We start from the raw sequence: 16,818 nt of genomic DNA, 5'->3' as shown, positions 1-16,818 counted from the left end.
GCCAGCGTCTGTGCCGGGTCGCGCTTGCCCGCATCTCAACGCGCAGCGGGCGGGGGGCGCGCAACCTTGCCGGTCACGGGGCGGCGTGGGGAGTGCGCTGCCAGTGCCTATGATTGCTCACTCGCCACCGCTCGTCGCACCAGCGCAGCGATGTGTTCTTCGACTTCCGGAGTAAGCCCGGTCACGGCGAAAGCGGTGGGCCACATTGCGCCGTCATCGAGCCGGGCGCTATCCGAAAACCCAAGGGTGGCGTAACGGGTCTGAAACTTCTGTGCGCTTTGGAAGAAGCAGATTACCTTGCCCATCAGCGCGTATGCCGGCATTCCGTACCAGAGTCGCGGCGCTAGCATTGGGGCGTTGGTCATGATAATCTCGTGCAGGCGAGTGGCCAGCGTTCGATCTGGTTCCGGCATTTCAGCAATCTTTTCAAGCACTGCGTTCACGTCATCGGCGCCAGAACCCTTTCCGCGTCGGCGCGAGGCTTCCTTCAACTCTTTGGCTCGTTCGCGCATTGCTGCCCGCTCTGCCGCCGAGAATCCGCTCTGATCGTCGTCTTCAGTTGATTGCTTTTCACGCTTCATGTGGCTTTCCTCTTTCATTATTGCTTGAAATTATCGAACAAAAGTTCGTAATTGTCAAGCTGCGTCCCGGTCGATTGTAAAGATTCTCTCCCCCTGGCGTCCTTGTCCAGAACTCAATTACGCGCGCCGGCAATGGTTGCAGTCTGCACAGAATATGTTGTCGCTTCTTTCTGCAGAACGTATAGCATACATGCTATAGTTGTCACGAGGAATCTTAATGGTCAATGTTGACCACAGGAGACAACAATGACAACCCCTCACATTACCATCGACAAAGAGATCGACGCTCGCGGTAGCCATTGTCCTGGTCCGATGATGGAACTGATCCGCGGCATCAAAAGCGTGCCGGTTGGCTCAGTTGTCGCCGTTCTTTCCAGCGATCCCGGTTCGGCAAAAGATATTCCGATCTGGGTGCAGAAAGCGGGGCACGAGTTTATCGGTGCGTTCCCCGAGCAAGGCTATACCCGCTTTGTTGTTCGCAAGACCCGGTAATCGACGGTCTGGCGCGAAGGCACAGTTCGCAGGTTGGAACCTGTTCCTTATGCTGGGCAGCCCCTCTGACCAGCCTCTATGCCTTCGCGTCTGTCTCTAACAGGTTTGCGCTGGCAATGCCTGGCGCAAGGTTTGTGTCGGGTGTTTTCCGATACGCAGAAGGTAAAACGTATGACAGTCAAAAATATTGTCGTTTTAGGCGGTGGCGTTGGCGGCACGCTAGTTGCCAATTTGCTCGCCAGCCAGTTGACGCGCAAGCAAGCGCAGATCACCCTGATCGATCGGACAGGCAAGCACGTCTATCAACCCGGCTGGCTCTACGTGCCGTTCGGCGGCGCGCCACCTGAGCGCTGGGAGCGTAATGAACGCTCGTTGCTGCGCCGTTCAGTTGATCTGATCATTGGCGATGCGGTGAAGATCGATCCCAACGAGCGTTACGTCGAAATGGCCGATGGCGCTCAGTTGCCATTTGATTATCTGGTTATCGCAACCGGCGCCCGACTTGAGCCGGATGCAGTGCCTGGCTACCGCGAAGGCGCCCATCATTTCTACAGCGCCGAAGCGGCGTTGCGCCTGCACGCCGCGCTGCGTGAGTTTACCGGCGGCACTGTCGTCATCGGTGTGGCCGATATTCCTTACAAGTGTCCACCCGCGCCGCTTGAGTTTACGTTTATGCTGGAAGATGAACTGCGCAAGCGCGGGTTGCGCGACAAGACCGAGATTGTCTATCTCTCGCCGATTGGGCGTGTCTTTACCATCGAGAGTGTTGCCGAGTTTGTTACTCCCATGCTAGAGGAACGTGGGATCAAGTACGAACTCTTCTTCAATACCGAAGCGGTCGATCCGGTGGCGCGTACCGTTTCATCGCTCGAAGGCGCCACCCTGGCTTACGATTTGCTGGTGCTGGTGCCACCTCATCGCGGCGCTCGCATCATTACCGACTCTGGTCTGGGTGACGCGCAGGGATGGCTGCCGACCGATCGCGAGACCCTTCAGCACAAGCAGTTTCCGTACATCTACGGCCTGGGCGATGCAACCGATCTACCGGTGAGCAAGAGCGGCGCAGCGGCTCACTTTGAGGCTAAGGTTATCGCTCATCGCATTGCCGGCGAAATCAAAGGTAAACCGAGCGACGAACGCTACCACGGTCAGGTGATGTGCTTCCTTGAAACCGGGCGCGGGCAGGCGACTCAACTGGTGTTTGACTATACCCATCCACCGCATCCACCCAAACCGAGCGCCTACTATCATTACGAGAAGGCGCTCCTCAATCGGGCTTACTGGCATCTGGTGCCGACGGGAATTGTGTAATGTGTAAGTGGGTATGAGGTCAGGCAGATATGCTTTAGTCGAACCTTGATGCGTTCTCGGCAGACAACGTTCTGCCTGATCTGAAACTTTGCGATGTCCCTATCCTGGATAACGTGGTTTCACGGGGCGACAATGGCGTCGCCCCCTTTTTGCATGAGCCGTGTGAAGGAGGTAAGCGCAATGGAAATGGATCAGGATTTCCCGCGCACAATGGGGCAACAATTCGGTCGCCGTTCGTGGGCCGAACCGTGGAAGATCAAGATGGTCGAACCGCTGCGCATCATCAGCCGCGCTGAACGCGAAGCGGCGCTCAAAGCGGCAGGATACAACACCTTTCTGCTTCGTTCAGAGGATGTCTACATCGATCTGCTGACCGATAGCGGCACCAATGCGATGAGCGACCGCCAGTGGGCGGCATTGATGATGGGTGATGAAGCTTATGCCGGCAGTCGCAGCTTTTACCGACTCGAAGCGACGGTGCAGCAGACGTATGGCTATCGCCACGTCATTCCAACTCATCAGGGGCGCGGCGCCGAGCATCTCATCAGTCGGATCGCTATTCAACCCGGCCAGTATGTGCCGGGCAATATGTACTTTACGACGACCCGCCTTCATCAAGAACTGGCTGGCGGCATCTTCGTTGATGTGATTATTGATGAAGCGCACGATCCCCTGAGTCAGCATCCGTTTAAGGGCAATGTCGATCTCGATAAGTTACAGATGTTAATCAATCGGGTAGGCGCTCGCCAGATCGCCTATGTCAGTCTGGCCGGCACTGTCAATATGGCAGGCGGCCAACCGGTGAGCATGGCGAACGCGCGCGCATTGCGCGAACTCTGTGACCGGTACGGCATTCGCATTTTCCTCGATGCGACCCGCCTGGTTGAGAACGCCTTCTTCATCAAAGAGCGCGAGCCTGGCTATGATTCTCGCACTATCGCCGAGATTGTGCGCGAGTTTTGTCGTTATACCGATGGCGCCTGGATGAGCGCTAAAAAAGATAGTCTGGTCAACATTGGTGGCTGGCTGGCGCTCAATGATGATCAACTGGCTGATGAGGCTCGCAATCTGGTGGTGGTGTACGAGGGGTTGCATACCTATGGTGGCATGGCCGGGCGCGATATGGAAGCGTTGGCCGTTGGAATCGAAGAATCGCTGCAAGAGGATTACATCCGGGCGCGAATCGGGCAGGTGCGCTATCTGGGTGAATTGTTGCTTGACTGGAATATCCCGATTGTGGTGCCAATCGGTGGCCATGCTATCTTTCTTGATGCCCGTCGATTCTACCCTCATCTGGCGCAAGACCTCTTTCCGGCGCAGACCCTGGCTGCCGAACTTTATCTCGACTCAGGTGTGCGGGCAATGGAACGCGGTATCGCCAGCGCCGGACGCGATCCAAAGACTGGCCAGCACCACTATCCTAAACTGGAATTGACCCGCCTCACTATTCCCCGTCGCGTCTACACGCAAGCTCATATGGATGTGGTGGCTGAAGCGGTGAAAGCGGTGTACGATCAACGTGAACAAGCGCGGGGATTGCGGATGGTTTACGAGCCGCGTTACCTCCGCTTCTTCCAGGCGCGATTTGAGCCGATCTCCGAGCAGGTTCGCTGATTATGCGCCTCGGCATACCTGCAAGTGCCGATAGCCGATGACCCATTGGACATGTCTGAGTGCGCTATGGAAACAAATCCGGTTGCTATATTCTCGATGATACTGCTAGCATAATGCGCGCAAAACGTGTATCCTGGAGTCACGGGAGCAACATGCAAGTGTAAGGAGCATTCCATGCGACCGCGTGAGCATTTCGATCAGGAATTGAATGCCCTGCGTCAGCAGGTGTCCGAGATGGGGCGGGTGGTCAGCGCGGCGCTCGAACGAGCAATTACGGCGCTAGAACGGGGTGATGTCGAGCTGGCGAAGGAAGTGATAGCCGGTGATGCAGTCGTCAATGAAGCCAAAGATGCAATCGAGCAGCGAGTCGTCAATCTGATCGCCACGCAGCAGCCGGTAGCGCGCGATCTGCGTCGCTTGATCGCGGCACTGTCGATCAGTTACGAATTGGAGCGGATTGCCGACTATGCCAAGGGGACAGCTAAGATGGTGGTCGGTAGCCCTGATCCAAACCGGGGGCCATTGTCTGCTCCGGCAGAGCTGATTGCTCTGGGCCAAACGGCAAAAGCCAATCTCGATCGCGCGCTCGCGGCGCTTGATAATGGTGGCGCCGATGCAATCAAGGACATTGTTTCACACGAAGATGAGATTGATCACGAGTACAAGCGGCTGAAGCGGGCGCTGGTGGCGCAACTCACGCCGCCTGAAACAGCCGATCTGCTCTTCATTGCCCACAACTTTGAGCGGGTGTCTGATCGCGCGCTGAACATGGCCGAAAAGATTATCTATACCACGAGCGGTGATCAGGTTGAGTTAAATGATTAAAGGGTAAAAGGGCAGGCACGGCGCGCTTGCGTGCTTGCGCAGTGTCGCCGTGCCCTGGCTATCGCGCCTGCACTTGTCCCTGGGCGCCAAGCTGGATCGGCCCCAATGGCGAAAGGCTACAGCTCGCGCACAGTTCGGTCACAGCTTGAAGCGCCGTTGGCGCAACGAGCAGCACCAGCCGGTCATTCGGGGCAAAAGTGGTGCTGCCGTTGGGAATGATATAGCCGCCTTCGCGCTGGATCTGTACAACCAGCAGACCCCGCGGCAGATCGAGATCGATCAGCGTTTTACCGATCAAGGCCGAGTCAGGTGGAATGTGCGCTTCCAGGATCTGACTCGCTCCACTCACTTCAGGCACAAAGAGGTGACTATCGACACTTTCCGGCTGCGCGCTCATCACGCCTAACCGGCGGGCAACCCAACTGATCGAAATACCCTGCATCAGCACCGATACCAGCACGATGAAGAAGACCAGGTTAAACAGCAACGGCGCGTCAGGCACGCCGGCCAGGAGCGGAAAGGTTGCCAGCACAATCGGCACGGCGCCGCGCAAACCGGCCCAGGCGATCATCAACAGTTGCGCCAGAGAGCGTCGCTTCCAGCCTAACGCGATGAAGACCGACAACGGTCGCGCCACAAACACCAGCCAGAGCGCCATCGCCAAACCTTGCCAGGCAACTGCCGGCAATTGAGAAGGAAAGACCAGCAAACCCAGAATCAGGAACATTGCGATCTGGCTCAACCAGGCCACACCGTCGTGAAAGCGCAGGATCGAGCGTTTATGCACGATATTGGCGTTGCCGAGCACAATCCCGGCCAGATAGACAGCCAGAAATCCATTCCCGCCGATCAGCGCAGTGAAGCCATACGTGAGCAGCGTCAACGCCATAGTCAAAACGACATACAAACCTTCCTGTTGCAACCGGATCCGGTTGATGACCCAGATCATGAGCCGGCCAAAGGCGTAGCCGCCGGCTGCGCCGAGCATCATCTGAAACACAAAGGCCGGAACAAGCTCAACAATCGATGCATCCGGATTGATGATCAGTTGGGTAAAGCCGATGGTGAGAAAGACGGCGATCGGATCGTTACTACCCGATTCGAGCTCAATCAGCGGTTCGAGACGATGTTTGAGATGAATGCCGCGGGTGCGCATCACACTAAACACCGCCGCTGCGTCAGTCGATGAGACGATTGCGCCCAACAAGAGCGCTAGTGGCCAGTCGAAACCAAGGATCAGGCGAGCGCCGACTGCGGCAACGAGCGTGCTGACCAGCACTCCCACATTGGCCAGAACAAGGCCTTCGACCAGCACCGGTTTGATGATCGGCCAATCCGTATCCAACCCACCTGAGAAGAGAATGTAGATCAGCGCAATCACACCGATGAGTTGAGCCAGGGCAGCGTCGGTGAAAGCAATCCCGCCGGGGCCGTCAGAGCCGGCCAGCATACCAATCGCCATAAATAAGATCAACGCCGGAACGCCAAACCGGTTCGAGGCGCGGGTGGCGGCTACGCTGATTGACAATAGTAGTCCGGTGGCAAGTAACAATGGTTCAATCGTCATATTACATACTCCGTGATGCCAGTATTACTAGCATATCACGGTTAGACAGGATTGCCCGTGAGTTGTCTGATCAAATTGTCGGCCTGAAGTGGCGCGTGCGTTGCTTGTTTCTATGTGTTCTGGAATGAGGCAGTGTTTTACAAGATGCTGTGATTGGGAGCTAGCAACCTGTGGCTCCTATTTGGTGGAATGTGTGGTGGCAGGCAATTCTTAGATCAGCAGGTCATGGCTCTGAGTGATCGGGCGGTTTAACCGGTAATGATGCGTGTCCATTGGCTACACCACGTAGACCTGCTTGCCTGAATAATGGATCATTCATCGTCGATTCTGGTGTATGTTGTCGCAGCAGATGCCTTTTCAGCACTGAGGAAAACGAGCATGTGATAGCGCCTGCGCTACAGATGATTGCCAGATGCCTGATGTAACGTCAGCCAAGCAAATCATCTCGGCAAGACGTGCCTGAGTGAGGGGCTGTTCTGGTAGGAAGGCATCTGTCATATTATCAGCACTGCAAAACCTCCTACCGCGGGCGCGCCGTCATTAGCGCGTAGTGTTCCCGATTACAAACCTGCGCTTCGTGACTTCGTGGCACTGATCACTCTGTGCTTGTCCCGCTGTGTGCCTCTCTGTTTCGCCTGTGCGGGTGAGGCGCAAGCATCTGTTTCATTGCCTTAATGCCGTTGGCGGTCGGCAACCGCGCGCATGCATCAGCGCAAGACGTGTCCGGCCTGTCCAGGTGTGGTATGTTCGCGACAGGCCGGTTCTTTGGCGGCAAGCTACTCCACCAGCTACCTCTCGACATCCACGGGCAGAACATGCCTTACAGTAGGCAGCGCATCACCAGGCGCAGGATCGCGATGAAGGATTACCTGATGCTGCCCGGCGACACGCGGCTTCTACGCCGATGTGCCAGCGCAAAGACCATTATCGACCGGCGCAAACACAGTGCGCAGAGTGCGCGCGCTTGTCATCGCCACGCCAACCGTGTGGGTGGCCTGATCGTTGACTGTCACCAGCGAGAAAGTTATCGCTCGGCCCCGGCGCTGGCTATCCGCCGTTGCTGACTGATCCGTAACTGACATTAAAATATTCTTGTCTGAAACCAGTGACTTGTTAAAGAACATTGCCCGTGGATGTCCCGCTGCACCGGCAGGACATCTACGGCAGCGAAAGGCCATGGATGTTTGCATACAAAGGAGTGGGCGATGAACGACGCATCCAATCGGGTTGTGGTGGTCGGTAGTGGTGCTTCCGGGCTGGTCGCAGCGCTGGCGGCAAAGGAAGCCGGGATGGATCCGGTTGTGGTTGAAAGCATGAGCGTGGTTGGTGGCTCATCGGCAATGTCTGGCGGCGGGATGTGGATTCCGAATAACCCTCTCATGCGGCGAGCGGGAATTCTGGATTCTTACGAGCGCGCGCGGTTGTACATGGATACTGTCATTGGTGATGTAGGTCCGGCTAGCTCGCCTGTCCGTCGTGAGACCTTCTTAAAACAAGGGCCGGTGATGGTGGAATGGCTGGCGAGTCTTGGCTTCCGTTTTTTCTATCGTCCGGGTTATCCAGATTACTATCCTGAGTTGCCGGGAGGGTGCAAAGAAGGTCGCTCGATTGAGCCGGCCCTGTTTGATCTGAATCGATTGGCGCAGCCCTGGCGCAAGAGATTGAATATTCCGCTCCCGATTCCGATGCATACCGTTGATGCAGCGCAAATCTGTGTCGCCTTCCGCGCAGCGCCGGCCTTTTTCCGCGCTGCCGAAGTCTTTGGTCTGCGTCTGATCGGTGGGCGTCTGCTCGGCAAACGATTGGTCGGGTTGGGTGGTTCCCTGATTGCTCAGTTGCTTTCACTCCTGTTGGCGCGGGGTGTGCCGGTATGGACAGACACGCCAATGGTGGAACTGATGCATGAGCAACAGCGGGTAACCGGTGTGATCATTGAAAAAGAGGGGCGCCGGATAGAGCTTGCGGCCAGAGCAGTGATTCTGACGAGTGGCGGTTTTGCCCATAATGAAGCAATGCGGCAGCGTTATCAGCCGCATCCGATTACCACTCGATGGACGGTTGCCTCACCCGGTGATAAAGGGGTAGCAATCGAAGCGGCCATGGCGCTAGGTGCTGCAACGGCGCTTATGGATGATGCCTGGTGGGGCGCTGCGTTTGTTGATCATAACGGCAAGGCCAATTTTATGCTCTGGGAACGGTCGCTGCCATACGGTATCATTGTCGATCAGTCGGGCCAACGATTTGTCAACGAGTCCACTTCATACGTCGATTTTGTCCATCGTCAGTACGAACGGCATCGCGAGGTGCCGGCAATTCCGGCTTTCTTTATCGGTGATGCACGCCATCGCGCGTATTATCCCTTCGGTACCATTCCGCCCCGGTTTACGCCGCGTGCCGCTCTTGAGTCGGGCTTTATCATCCGGGCCAATACCATCACCGATCTGGCGCGGGCCTGTGGAATCGATCCGGGTCGGTTGGAAGCAACGGTCAACCGTTTCAACGATTTTGCTCGCGCCGGCAAAGACCTCGATTTTCATCGTGGTGATAGCGCATACGACCGCTTCTACAGCGATCCCACCGTCAAGCCCAACCCCAATCTTGGGCCGATTGAACGACCGCCGTTCTTTGCCGTGCGGGTCTGGCCGGGCGATCTGGGGACAAAAGGCGGTCTACTGACTGACGAATGCGCGCGCGTCTTGCGCGAAAATGGCAGGCCGATAGAAGGGCTGTACGCCGCCGGTAATACATCAGCTTCAGTCATGGGCCGTACCTATCCGGGGCCGGGTTCGACGCTGGGGCCGGGAATGGTCTTTGGGATGATTGCCGGACGCCACGCGGCCAGGTTGGCGGAGCGGTAACGGTGAGCGGGGATTGGGGCAGGGGCATGTCTCGCTCCTGCCCGTGTGGCCTGGGGAGATGAAGGTACGCTCGTGCTGGTAATGTAGACAAAAGAGTCTGCTTTCTCTACCGAGCTGGCATCGATCCCTGGGCAGCAGCAAGCTGTCTTCGTCCCGGTTACTTTTCGTTTCCGCCTGATGGCACAACATCAGGCGGTCTTTTTACTCTACTTTATGGTCTGCGAATAGAGTCATACAACGATATGATAGTGATGGTAAAATTAGAGCATTCAATCTGTGACCGCAGTCCCCTGAATACCAGAAGCAGAGTGCTTTATGTCGATCCCTGATTTTCAAACGCTGATGCTACCGTTATTGCGCGCGCTGGCTGATGGGCAAGAGCATGCAATTCGCGATCTGGTCAATCATCTCGCTACAGAATTTCAGCTCACCGAAGCAGAATTGAGCCAGTTGATCCCAAGTGGAAAACAGCCGCTCTTCTACAATCGAGTTGGCTGGGCCCGCACATATCTGGTCAAAGCGGGTCTGCTGGAAATGACGCGACGGGCTACTTATCGGATTACAGCACGCGGTCAACAGGTATTGGCAAGCAATCCGCCGCGCATCGATATACAATTCCTGGAACAATTTCCTGAGTATCGCCGGTTTCGTGAAGGTGATCGTGACCAGGAGCGAGAGCGCGAATTTCCACAGAGAGTATCTCCAGATCGAACGCCGCAAGAGTTGCTCGAAGCCGCTTACCAGGAGATACGTGATAGTCTGGCTCAAGAGCTACTCACTCTGGTCAAGCAGTGTTCGCCGGTATTCTTTGAACAATTGGTAGTTGAACTGCTGGTAAAGATGGGTTATGGTGGTTCGCATCGCGACGCAGCGCGCGCAGTAGGCCAGGTAGGCGATGAGGGGATTGATGGAGTTATCGATGAAGATCGGCTTGGGCTTGATAGGATCTACATTCAGGCCAAGCGCTGGGATACCGTTGTTGGCCGTCCAGAGATTCAGAAGTTTGCCGGCGCTTTAATGGGAAAACGAGCGCGCAAAGGTGTTTTCATCACAACAGCGAGTTTTTCAGAAGAAGCCAGACGCTATGCCGAGAGTATTGATTATAATATCGTCTTAATTGATGGTAAGCGATTGGCCGATTTGATGATTGATTATAATGTTGGTGTAACAATTGTCTCAACCTATCACCTGAAACGGATCGACTCCGACTATTTCGGGAATGAATAAGAGCGATCTGGCTCTGCGGCTCATTTCAGGCAGAGCGCATCGGCTGTTATGTGGAGCAGTTGCTGTTGCAGTTACATCCATTGCTGCCTTTTCGCCTCACCATAATCGTAAGCATGAACCGATACCGATTGCGCTGAAACGCAGATTGTTGCCAGCAGGAGCAACCTATGAACCTGTCTCCTCCCCAACCGGTCGCTATTGCCCGGCATCGCATCCATCCCGACACAAGACCCGCTTACGTCCACCTGAACGTTGCCGATCTGGAACAACAACTGCGTTTCTATCAGCAGGTGATCGGCTTACAGATAAATTGGCGAGATGGGCAGCAGGCAGGATTGGGGGTAGACGAACGCGATCTGGTGCGACTGACGCAGCTTGCGCGCGGGAAACGGTACCGTGGCGTCACCGGGATCTACCATTACGCCATCCTCTTCCCCAATCGGCGAGAGCTGGCGCGCGCAGTTGGACGCTTGTTTGCGCTCCGCTGGCCCAACTACCCGACCGATCATGTGATGACCAAAACAACATATCTGGCCGATCCAGAGGGTAATGAAATCGAACTCTACTGCGAGTCACCCGAAGATGGAGTGTTTGGATTCAACGAGCGTGGTGAATTCTACGCGGTATGGGCCGATGGTCGCCTGAGTAATGGCCGTGAGCCGCTCGATCTCGATGCGCTGTTTGCGCATCTCTCTCCCACCGATCGGCTGGATACCCCGGTTCCACCTGACACCCGAATCGGTCACTTTCATCTGTATGTCGCCAGTCTGCCGGCTACTCGTCACTTCTACCACGATCTGCTCGGATTTGACGATATGGGCATGGCGCGCAGCTTTCGGATGGGCATGGTCTCGGCAGGCGGCTACCATCACCACATCGGCTACAACACCTGGCAAGGCGAAGGCGCGCCGCCACCACCATCAGATGCATTGGGTCTAAATCATATCGCTTTTACGCTACCCGATCAGCCAGCCTGGGATAGCCTGCTGAGCCGGATCGAATACCTTCAGCTCCCGTATGAGCAAACCGAAGCGGGCCTGATGCTTACCGATCCGGCGCAGAATCGCGTGTTGTTCAAGTTGTCGTAAGGTAGCCTGACAGGTTTGTCTGCGGACTGCATCGACGCTGACCCAGAGTGCAAACTGCCGCTGGCATGACAACTAATCTGCCGTAGCCGGGACTGGCGCGGGAGCAGGCTGGCGACCATTGGTGTAGGAACGCAGGATGGGTACCTTTGCGGCGACCATGGCTGTCATCGATACGCAGGCCAGGCCACCGAGCGCCACCGAGAGTTGTGTGCCGAGTAACCGTGCCGCTACGCCGGCTTCGATTTCGCCGAGTTGCGGGCCACCCGCGAAGAAGAGCATATTGACCGCTACCATCCGACCACGCAGTTCGTCCGGCGTTTCGAGGTTGCGAATATTGCCACGCACAACCATACTCACCGTGTCAGCGGCGCCATTGATGGCCAGCATGAGCAGGGACAGAGCAAAATTGGTGCTCAAACCAAAAATAGCTGTGCTGAGACCGTAAATAGCGACGGCCCACAACAACAGCGGTCCTTGCCGATTACCGGCTCCCCAAATTGAGCAGATCACGCTGGCGATCACCGCGCCGACCGATGGCGCGGCGTAGAGTAACCCTAAACCTTGCGGCCCGACCTGCAAAATTGACTGGGCATAGATCGGGAGCAGCGTGGTCGCGGCACTGAAAAAAGTGGCGAGAAAATCGAGCAACATCGTGCTCCAGATCAGGGGGGTGCGCCAGACAAATCGCAACCCTTCAATAGCGGCCTGGAGACTGATGTCACGCTTTTCGCCGATCAGAGGGCGCGGACGCATCAAGAGCAAGGCGAGCAGAATCGCCGAAAAACTGACTACATCAACCCAGTAGACGAGGCCAACGCCGCCAGCTTCGATCAGAAGACCGCCGAACGTCGGTCCAACGATGGTTGCCAGTTGCCAGGCAACGATATTGAGACTCAATGCGCCGGCGAGATGTTCGCGTGGCACCAGCGATGGAATGATCGCCTGGCGGGCCGGCAAGCCGAGTGTATGGGCGGCAGCGGCCAGCGCAGTTACGCCGTAGATCAACCAGAGTCCGACGAGGCCAAGATTGGTCGTGAGCGCCAGGGCAAGCGAGCAGAGCATCATCGCAATCTGCGCGCCAATCATCAATCGCCGACGGTCGATAGCATCGGCCAGCACACCGCTCCCGATCGCCAGCAACACCAGCGGAACGAGACGTGCTGCGCCGATGGCGCCGAGCGCCAGTGGGTCGCTGCCGGAAAGTTCAAGGATGTGCCAGCTTACGGCGGCGCGCGTCATTTCGGTGCCGGTCAGCGAGACGATATTCCCAAACCAGAGTAGTCGAAAATCGCGGGAACGAAATGCGGCTAGCGGCAGATGGGTTGTCATGACTGGTCATTGTGCCGGGCAGGTAAACTACCCGCGCGCTGGTGCTTGATGTGATAGTGCTGGTCAGGTAAATATTGGACAATACAGATAAATTATAACCGAAAAATAGAATTTGCTGGCGCTTCATTCACACCTGAGCGGGATTGTTAATCGCAGTGTTCCTGGTTGTCGGCGTGAGGATGTATCTGCTCAACCTCTGGTGGAGTCGTTGAGTTATTCTGCGGAATCGTGGGCGAAATCGCTACCGCACCTGCGCTACTAGCACGGAACCATGTCGGGCGACTGAGATTGCTCTGTTGACCAATCTGTTGATGTACCGACTGATGGAATAGAACCAAACGGGAACGTTGAAGAAGCATGGATTGCGCAGTCTGGCCCGGTCGATCGAATCCAGCGCGATCTGTTCTCACCTGCCCGGCACAACAGATCAGGTATACAATCGAGTGGCAATGTTGCGCCGGGATCAGATTGTCGTCAATGACACTATGGGCAATTTTGTCGATTGGGGTTATCTGAAAAAATATTCGTGAAACTGACAAGAGCGACTGCCGGGATTTGAATTGCTGAAGCTGCGGCACCGATCATTTCGGGTTGTGCTGGCGATAGAAATCATCTGAGGTGCTTTTCACCATCGACATCAGCTCTGCCAGGGGAACTCTCACCGGATACCATCGCTCAGCCTGTGAAAAGAACACAAAAGCATACCGTTCCCCGTCGAGGGCCGGTATGCAGCCGGTCAACAAGAGGGAAGGATTATCCCTCTACCCGTTCACTATCCGGCTTGCGGATACGCTTCGGCAACATCGCCTGCTGTCACTGCCACGCTGCTTAGCTCGAATGGAGGTGTTGTAATGACCAAAGCCGGCGAGTCAATGCAATGCTCTGTCTCTGTTTCGGCAGGGTCCGGCGTTGCACTATCTGCCGCAGCTTTCAGGTGGCGCGGCCTATGAGCGCCGACAGGAGCATACGCTTTTAATTGCCTGACCGCCATGCGGGCTTTGCCACTACACCACCGGGGCGAAGCACCGATATAGCGCAAAGCAGATTCTCCGTCGTTTACAGTAGTGCGATACCGCTTCGTGTTTTATGAAGTAGATTGTTCGGGCGACACCTCCTTCAGCGCTTCTTCAACAGGTATCAGAAGAGCCGGGCCACCGATCGGGGCGACAACGGTTTCGAGCGTAGGAGCGGCGACCGCGATTGCCGTGGTCACTGAAGGCACGTGGTAGCGCTGTGTGATGAAGACCACCGTCGGGCCGGTATCGGTGCTGGCATAAACCGGCACACCACGCGCGCGCAGATCGTTGCACATGCGAAAGAGGGTGATATTTTCCGGCTCCCAGCCGATGATCTTCTGTTCGCGCGATCCAGACATCGTGACGCCGTGGAGTCGCATGCTGTCGAGTTCGGCCAGTTGACCAATCGTCTGCCAGTCGCCACGTTGAACGGCGGCGATACACTCGCGGATCTCGTCGCCGCGCGCCAGCATCCACGAGCGGAAGAAGATGCTATTAGGCGCATCGTGGTGCGCTTGTTCCGTTCTCAGGCCGACTCGCGAGTCGATGGGAACCGTGATCAGCGCAACATCTTCCAGCTCGTGCTGTTGATCGAGGCGTATGGCGTAACTCTCTGCCGGTGGAATGCCAGGGTAACTCAACCAGAGGGCAAGGCCGCCAGCCACGCTGCGGCAGCCAGAGCCGGCCAGGAGGCGGGCAAGGGTCGAGACAAAACGGGTATTGCCGGCAAGTTCCGCTCCAAAGAGGGCGCCGACCGCAGCGCAGGCCAGTGCCGCCGCCGCTGAGGCGCTGGTCCCCAACCCCTTACCGGCTACTCGCGCGCGCAAGACGTTGCGCGACATCACCCGCGCGCGACTGGTGACATTGGCCAGGTCACGGACTGCATCGAGAACACGGACGACGCGCTCGCGTTCACGGCCTTGCGCCGGGACGCCGCCGATAATGATTGTGTCTTCGGGCAATGCCGGATCAAACTCGACCAGCGTTGTGGTGTGGGCAGCAGCGTTGTTGAGCGAAATCGAAGGCAAGAACGCAATCCGCTGTGCCCAATCGCTGAGTCCGTGATATTTGAGCACCCCTTGCATCGGGTAAGCGCGCGCAGCGGCTATCCCCCGACTACGAGCCGGTGGCAACACCGGCGCTGGCGGAAGTTCGAACCGGTGGCGCCGCAAATCGGCCAAAATCCGTTCGTGTGCGGCGCGCATTGGCGCCACAAGGTCGGCAAAGCCTTTGGGAATCAACGACTCGTTCACAGTGCGTCCCTCTACCTGCAACGACTGACGTTATTGGCGACCGCCATAGTTTGGTGCCTGCTTGGTAATGACCACATCGTGCGGATGGCTCTCGATCTGACCGGCAGTAGTGATACGAATGAAACGTGCATCGCGGCGCAAAGCTTCGATATTGGCTGCGCCAACGTACCCCATACCGGCGCGCAAACCGCCCACCAACTGATAGACGGTATCGCTGAGCGGGCCTTTAAACGGTACCATCCCCTCGATGCCTTCAGCTACCAGTTTACGCGCCTCAGTAACGTTCGTCTGAAAGTAGCGATCGCCGCCGCCACGTTGCATTGCGCCGATGCTTCCCATGCCCCGATAGCTCTTGTAACTGCGACCTTCGTAGAGAATCAATTCACCCGGACTCTCTTCGGTGCCGGCAAAGATTGAACCGATCATCACGCTGTGAGCGCCGGCGGCAATCGCTTTGGGAATGTCACCTGAATACTTGATACCACCGTCGGCGATAATTGGGATGCCATACGGTTCGGCAGCGCGCGCGCAATCGAAGATCGCAGTGATCTGAGGCATACCGGCGCCGGTCACAACGCGCGTCGTGCAGATCGAGCCTGGGCCTTGCCCGACCTTGACCCCATCGACGCCACGTTCGATCAGAGCGATAGTGGCTGCTGCGGTGGAGACGTTGCCGCCGATAATCTGCACCCGTGGAAACATTTCACGCAGCTTCACGACAGCATCGAGGACGCCGCGTGAATGGCCGTGCGCTGTATCAATCACCAGCACATCGACGCCAGCCCGTACCAGTTCGCTGGCCCGCTCGATATAGTCGCCGCTAACACCAACGGCTGCGCCGACGCGCAGCCGTCCCATGTCATCTTTGCAAGCGTTCGGATACTCGATCCGTTTCATAATGTCTTTAACCGTAATCATCCCGCTCAACTTGCCCCGTTCGTCAACGACCAGCACCTTCTCGATCCGATGGCGGTGGAGCACCTCTTTCGCTTCTTCGAGAGTGGTGCCTTCTGGCACCGTTACCAGATTGCGCGAGGTCATCAATTCACGGATCGGACGTGAGCGGTCGGTCTCAAACCGCAGATCGCGGTTGGTGATGATACCGATCAGATCGCCATCGGCAGTCGTCACGGGAACGCCAGAGATCTTGTATTCGGCCATCAGATCGAGCGCATCGCCGACAGTGCGGTCAGGCGGGAGAGTGATCGGGTCGGTGATCATGCCGCTCTCGGAACGTTTCACCTTCCGTACCATGTCAGCCTGATTGGCAATCGGCATGTTTTTATGAATGATGCCGATTCCGCCTTCTCGGGCCAGTGCGATTGCCAGTCGGTGTTCGGTAACGGTATCCATCGCGGCGCTAACGATAGGGATGTTGAGCCGGATATTGCGCGTCAACCACGTTGAAACATCAACCGTTGCCGGCAAGACATTAGATTCTGCCGGGATGAGCAGAACATCATCGAACGTCAGACCTTCGCGCGCAAATTTTTCTTCCCAGGCGATACCCATACATTCCTCCGTGCAATTGATGATGTACAAAAAATCCCCCGCAGCCAGCGCAGGGGAGAGAGCATAACTGCCGACACTGAAATGGCACTGCAAAGTGATGCATTGCCCTTTCGCTTGTACTATACTCTGAGCTGCTCGCCTCGTC

13 protein-coding genes are annotated in these 16,818 nt (G+C 56.6%); 7 read left to right on the top strand and 6 right to left on the bottom strand.

Features of this window, described 5'->3' with window-relative positions; genetic code table 11:
* Positions 1-107: 107 nt before the first annotated feature.
* The gene (locus Q0650_RS10170) at positions 108-581 is read right to left on the bottom strand and encodes an iron chaperone (protein WP_298818580.1); all 474 of its coding nucleotides are present in this window, start codon (positions 579-581) and stop codon (positions 108-110) included.
* A 246-nt stretch (positions 582-827) separates the two neighbouring features.
* On the opposite strand from Q0650_RS10170, the gene Q0650_RS10165 reads away from it, so the two are divergent.
* The 4 genes from Q0650_RS10165 (at position 828) to phoU (ending at position 4,823) form a co-directional block, all read left to right on the top strand.
* A complete protein-coding gene (locus Q0650_RS10165; RefSeq protein ID WP_298818578.1) occupies positions 828-1,073 on the top strand; it encodes a sulfurtransferase TusA family protein in 246 nt (81 codons plus the stop codon).
* Positions 1,074-1,244: 171 nt separating this feature from the next.
* Positions 1,245-2,384, top strand: a complete 1,140-nt coding sequence (locus tag Q0650_RS10160; protein ID WP_298818576.1) for an NAD(P)/FAD-dependent oxidoreductase — start codon at positions 1,245-1,247, stop codon at positions 2,382-2,384.
* 180 nt (positions 2,385-2,564) lie between these two features.
* On the top strand, positions 2,565-3,998 hold the full coding sequence (locus Q0650_RS10155) for a tyrosine phenol-lyase (RefSeq protein WP_298818575.1): 1,434 nt from the start codon (positions 2,565-2,567) through the stop codon (positions 3,996-3,998).
* Positions 3,999-4,172: 174 nt separating this feature from the next.
* Positions 4,173-4,823 carry a phosphate signaling complex protein PhoU gene (gene phoU / locus Q0650_RS10150; protein ID WP_298818572.1) on the top strand — a complete coding sequence of 217 codons (651 nt, stop codon included), beginning with the start codon at positions 4,173-4,175 and terminating at the stop codon, positions 4,821-4,823.
* Positions 4,824-4,881: 58 nt separating this feature from the next.
* Here the strand turns inward: phoU and Q0650_RS10145 are convergent, their stop codons facing one another.
* Together Q0650_RS10145 and Q0650_RS10140 are read right to left on the bottom strand one after the other, a co-directional pair.
* Entirely contained in the window at positions 4,882-6,390 is a 1,509-nt protein-coding gene (locus tag Q0650_RS10145; protein ID WP_298818570.1) for a potassium/proton antiporter, read from the bottom strand.
* Between the two features lie 896 nt (positions 6,391-7,286).
* Complete coding sequence (locus Q0650_RS10140) at positions 7,287-7,472, bottom strand: hypothetical protein (RefSeq protein ID WP_298818568.1); 186 nt, start codon at positions 7,470-7,472, stop codon at positions 7,287-7,289.
* 123 nt (positions 7,473-7,595) lie between these two features.
* Between Q0650_RS10140 and Q0650_RS10135 the strand changes: the two genes are divergently transcribed.
* From Q0650_RS10135 to Q0650_RS10125, 3 genes are all read left to right on the top strand, one after another.
* Positions 7,596-9,248 carry an FAD-binding protein gene (locus tag Q0650_RS10135; protein WP_298818566.1) on the top strand — a complete coding sequence of 551 codons (1,653 nt, stop codon included), beginning with the start codon at positions 7,596-7,598 and terminating at the stop codon, positions 9,246-9,248.
* Positions 9,249-9,563: 315 nt separating this feature from the next.
* Positions 9,564-10,475, top strand: coding sequence for a restriction endonuclease (locus tag Q0650_RS10130; protein WP_298818564.1), 912 nt, complete (start codon positions 9,564-9,566; stop codon positions 10,473-10,475).
* 167 nt (positions 10,476-10,642) lie between these two features.
* Complete coding sequence (locus Q0650_RS10125) at positions 10,643-11,563, top strand: VOC family protein (protein WP_298818562.1); 921 nt, start codon at positions 10,643-10,645, stop codon at positions 11,561-11,563.
* 72 nt (positions 11,564-11,635) lie between these two features.
* Here the strand turns inward: Q0650_RS10125 and Q0650_RS10120 are convergent, their stop codons facing one another.
* From Q0650_RS10120 to guaB, 3 genes are all read right to left on the bottom strand, one after another.
* Positions 11,636-12,892, bottom strand: coding sequence for an MFS transporter (locus tag Q0650_RS10120; RefSeq protein WP_298818560.1), 1,257 nt, complete (start codon positions 12,890-12,892; stop codon positions 11,636-11,638).
* Positions 12,893-13,976: 1,084 nt separating this feature from the next.
* Positions 13,977-15,161, bottom strand: coding sequence for a diphosphomevalonate/mevalonate 3,5-bisphosphate decarboxylase family protein (locus tag Q0650_RS10115; protein ID WP_298818558.1), 1,185 nt, complete (start codon positions 15,159-15,161; stop codon positions 13,977-13,979).
* A gap of 30 nt (positions 15,162-15,191) precedes the next feature.
* Positions 15,192-16,673: an IMP dehydrogenase gene (gene guaB, locus Q0650_RS10110; RefSeq protein WP_298818556.1), complete on the bottom strand. Its 1,482-nt coding sequence runs from the start codon at positions 16,671-16,673 to the stop codon at positions 15,192-15,194.
* Positions 16,674-16,818 lie beyond the last annotated feature (145 nt).

Origin of the sequence: uncultured Chloroflexus sp., assembly GCF_937129525.1 — a bacterium.
Lineage (GTDB): Bacteria > Chloroflexota > Chloroflexia > Chloroflexales > Chloroflexaceae > Chloroflexus.
Note: the sequence above shows the minus strand (reverse complement) of the source record. Positions and strands in the feature narration are given on the sequence as shown.

Coding starts and splice junctions, on each gene's coding strand:
- Q0650_RS10130 (WP_298818564.1), top strand. CDS start 9,564: ATGTCGATCCCTGATTTTCAAACGCTGATGCTACCGTTATTGCGCGCG.
- guaB (WP_298818556.1), bottom strand. CDS start 16,673: ATGGGTATCGCCTGGGAAGAAAAATTTGCGCGCGAAGGTCTGACGTTC.
- Q0650_RS10135 (WP_298818566.1), top strand. CDS start 7,596: ATGAACGACGCATCCAATCGGGTTGTGGTGGTCGGTAGTGGTGCTTCC.
- Q0650_RS10140 (WP_298818568.1), bottom strand. CDS start 7,472: ATGTCAGTTACGGATCAGTCAGCAACGGCGGATAGCCAGCGCCGGGGC.
- Q0650_RS10165 (WP_298818578.1), top strand. CDS start 828: ATGACAACCCCTCACATTACCATCGACAAAGAGATCGACGCTCGCGGT.
- phoU (WP_298818572.1), top strand. CDS start 4,173: ATGCGACCGCGTGAGCATTTCGATCAGGAATTGAATGCCCTGCGTCAG.
- Q0650_RS10155 (WP_298818575.1), top strand. CDS start 2,565: ATGGAAATGGATCAGGATTTCCCGCGCACAATGGGGCAACAATTCGGT.
- Q0650_RS10145 (WP_298818570.1), bottom strand. CDS start 6,390: ATGACGATTGAACCATTGTTACTTGCCACCGGACTACTATTGTCAATC.
- Q0650_RS10125 (WP_298818562.1), top strand. CDS start 10,643: ATGAACCTGTCTCCTCCCCAACCGGTCGCTATTGCCCGGCATCGCATC.
- Q0650_RS10120 (WP_298818560.1), bottom strand. CDS start 12,892: ATGACAACCCATCTGCCGCTAGCCGCATTTCGTTCCCGCGATTTTCGA.
- Q0650_RS10170 (WP_298818580.1), bottom strand. CDS start 581: ATGAAGCGTGAAAAGCAATCAACTGAAGACGACGATCAGAGCGGATTC.
- Q0650_RS10160 (WP_298818576.1), top strand. CDS start 1,245: ATGACAGTCAAAAATATTGTCGTTTTAGGCGGTGGCGTTGGCGGCACG.